Genomic DNA, 2,690 nt, shown 5'->3' with positions numbered 1-2,690 from the left:
CTCACCACCCCCGTGGCGGCCCGAACCCGGCAGCCTCCGCCGTGACCTCGGCCCCGCCCTCGGGCGACATGGCCGAGCCCGCGGACACCGCGGCGGCCAAACCCGCCCGCGCCCTGCGCCGCGCCACCAACGTCCACACCCCGAGAATCCCGAGCAGCACCACTCCGGTCCCGATCCCCCCGGCGGCGACCACCGCCATCAGCTCGTCGTCACGCCCGCCGCCGTCCTGCCCGTCGGCACCACTCGCGGCCTCTGCCGTGTCCCCCCGCTGCGCGGCCTCCGCATCCCGCTCCGATACGCCGAAGTCGTCGGCGGGCCTGGGCGACCCCGCATAGGCAGGCCCGGGTCGCGGAGACCCGTCGACGTCCACGCGCAGCGTCAGTTCCAGCGGGCCGTCGCCGAACTTCTCCGCGACGGCGGGGCTGAGGTGGACCGACACGTAGTACCAACCGGCGAACCTCATCGCGGACACCTCGTCCGTGAGGGCGAAACGGTTCTCGTACGCGACCGGCGGCAGCGGGTCCAGGGCCGCCGACTTCTGCCGGCCGTCGTACGCGGTGTCGGCGTCCTCGACCTCGGCGCGCACCGGGTTGTGCACGGACATGACCACCGCCGACGAGACGTACCCCCTGTCCCGGGCACCACTGCTACTGCTACTGCCGCCGCTCCCCAGCCCCCCGCTCGAACTGCCGAGCTCCGCAGCGACCGACAGCTGCTGCCCCCAGTCGACCGGCACGCGGTAGAAGAGGGTCTCCCCGGGCTCTATACCTGCCCCCCAGACCCCCTTCTCCAGCCCTCGCGCGTCGTTGAAGCTCGTGCCGCCCTCGCGCGGCCTGCGCTCCCCCGAGGGCGGCACAGGGGCCGCGGAGTCCCACGCCTGCGGGGGCGTCGTCTCACCCGCCCCGCGCAGCGCGGGTTCTGACGCCACGTGGAGTTCCAGGTCCCAGTCCTCCTGCGCGACCGCGGACCGGGCGGTCCCGGATGACCTGGTCCGCTCGACGAGCACGTAATACGTACCGGCGCCCGTACAGCTCTTCTCATTGGGTCCGACCCTGCGCGCCGCCGTGGCCGTGATCGGACGCGGGCTCTCCGAGGAGCCGAACCGTGCCTCCTCCGCCTCCATGGGACTGCAGTTGTTGCCGTCGGAGTCCTGCACGGACACCTCGACCCCGTCGGCGTAGGAGACCTCGGCGCCCGCCCTGGGGATGGCCGTCACCGAGACGTACGCGCTGTCCTCCGCCGTGAGCTCCAGACGGTAAAAACGCTGTCCCACGCGCGGGAGCGAGCTTCTGTACGTCCTGCCGGGGGCCAGCCGGTGTCCTTCGACGTTGCTCGTCGCGCCCTCGACCGTCTCGGCTCCCTCGGCGAATGCGTACGAGCCGGGCACCCCTGCGGCCCCTGCCTGCCCGGGCAGCACCGCCACCGTGCACAGCGCGGCGGCCACCACCGCGGCCGGAGCGGCTCGGCCGCGGCCCCGCCTCGCCGTCCCCCGGCACCCGTTCAGCCGCCGCCCCATCACGCGTCACCCCTCGCCGCGAACCCAGCCGTCCCACCCGTCCCGACCGTCCTGCCCGCCCGACACCGCGCGGACACCACCACGGACAGGCCACCGGCGCAACCGCGCCATCCACACCTTCGCCCGGCCACCGCCCCCACACCCCCGCATTCGCATACGCAAGCGATTCATTCACGAGCGCGAAGCACGAAGGTGTCCGAGCAGCACAAAGCCCCGGCCGCAGAAGCGACCGGGGCTTGTGAAGTGACTGTGTCGGTACTCACGAACCCGTGGGCACGGAGTCAGTCGCCTCCGTCCACAGATCCTGCTCGGCGCGATCCGCCTGGATCTGGCGGTACACGAGGAGCCCGCCGATGGCGGCCAGTGCGACCAGGAGAAGCTTCTTCACCGCGCGACCTCGTCTTTCCTTGACGTAGGGGACTTCTGGCGCCCGACTATACACACCGAGCGATATCGATCGGTGACCTGGTTGGGCCTCAACTCCCGCCCTGCGGACAGCAGTAGAAACGGATGCGGGAGCTCCGCCCCGGAACCGCATCCACTGTGACTTTCGCCGCTTTGCCCCCTTCTCGGCGCCCTTGGGGCCATCCGGGTGGTGTTCATCTGAACATCGCCACGACGCGAGCGTCGGTCCACCACTCTCGGCTCCGCATACACATCATGAGGAAAGTACGCAAATCGCCCAACCCGAATTGAGGGGCAATGACCGGCAACAAGGCCATGAAGCTCTGGACCACGATCGTCACCGCGTTCCTCGCGCTCTTCGCCGCGATGGGGCTCACGACGACGGCCACGGCCGCCACGGCGGTACAGGAGACCACGAACGCACGCAACGCCACGGTGTGCGCACCCACGCCGATGACGGCGCTGTGGTCGGCCGCGTACGAACGGTCCTTGCCCCCGACGATGAAGCAACGCATCCGCGCCGAGGCCCACGGTTCGTCCCCCAGCTGCCGGCACCTGCCCACGACGGACACCGAGGCCGAGACTGACGCCACCGCGCAGGAACCAGGCCTCGCCCCAGAGCCGTAGGCCTCGGGCCCCTGCCCAGGGCCTACGCCCTCCAGAACCTCAGAAGACCCCCGGCCACCACAGGCCGGGGGTCTTCTTGCGTGACCAGGAGCAGCGGCCACGCCCTCTCCCACCGCCCGGCCCCGGACCCGGACCCGGACCC

At 71.4% G+C, this 2,690-nt stretch carries 3 protein-coding genes; 1 reads left to right on the top strand and 2 read right to left on the bottom strand.

Translation table 11 applies throughout. The annotated features are described in order from the left end of the window. Position 1: 1 nt before the first annotated feature. The gene (locus AOK03_RS38750) at positions 2-1,444 is read right to left on the bottom strand and encodes a hypothetical protein (RefSeq protein WP_244177933.1); all 1,443 of its coding nucleotides are present in this window, start codon (positions 1,442-1,444) and stop codon (positions 2-4) included. Between the two features lie 331 nt (positions 1,445-1,775). Then, positions 1,776-1,904 carry a DLW-39 family protein gene (locus tag AOK03_RS41580; protein ID WP_003999697.1) on the bottom strand — a complete coding sequence of 43 codons (129 nt, stop codon included), beginning with the start codon at positions 1,902-1,904 and terminating at the stop codon, positions 1,776-1,778. Between the two features lie 314 nt (positions 1,905-2,218). Between AOK03_RS41580 and AOK03_RS38745 the strand changes: the two genes are divergently transcribed. After that, positions 2,219-2,548 (top strand): DUF6344 domain-containing protein, encoded by a 330-nt coding sequence (locus AOK03_RS38745; protein ID WP_055570047.1) that lies wholly within the window; start codon positions 2,219-2,221, stop codon positions 2,546-2,548. Positions 2,549-2,690: the final 142 nt, after the last annotated feature.

This window comes from Streptomyces atriruber (assembly GCF_001418325.1).
Classification (GTDB): Bacteria; Actinomycetota; Actinomycetes; order Streptomycetales; family Streptomycetaceae; genus Streptomyces; species Streptomyces atriruber.
The sequence above is the reverse complement of the archived record's forward strand: the minus strand, read 5'-3'. Positions and strand labels throughout refer to the sequence as shown.

Excerpts from the sequence above, each read along its gene's own strand:
- AOK03_RS38745 (WP_055570047.1), top strand. The coding sequence starts at position 2,219 with ATGACCGGCAACAAGGCCATGAAGCTCTGGACCACGATCGTCACCGCG.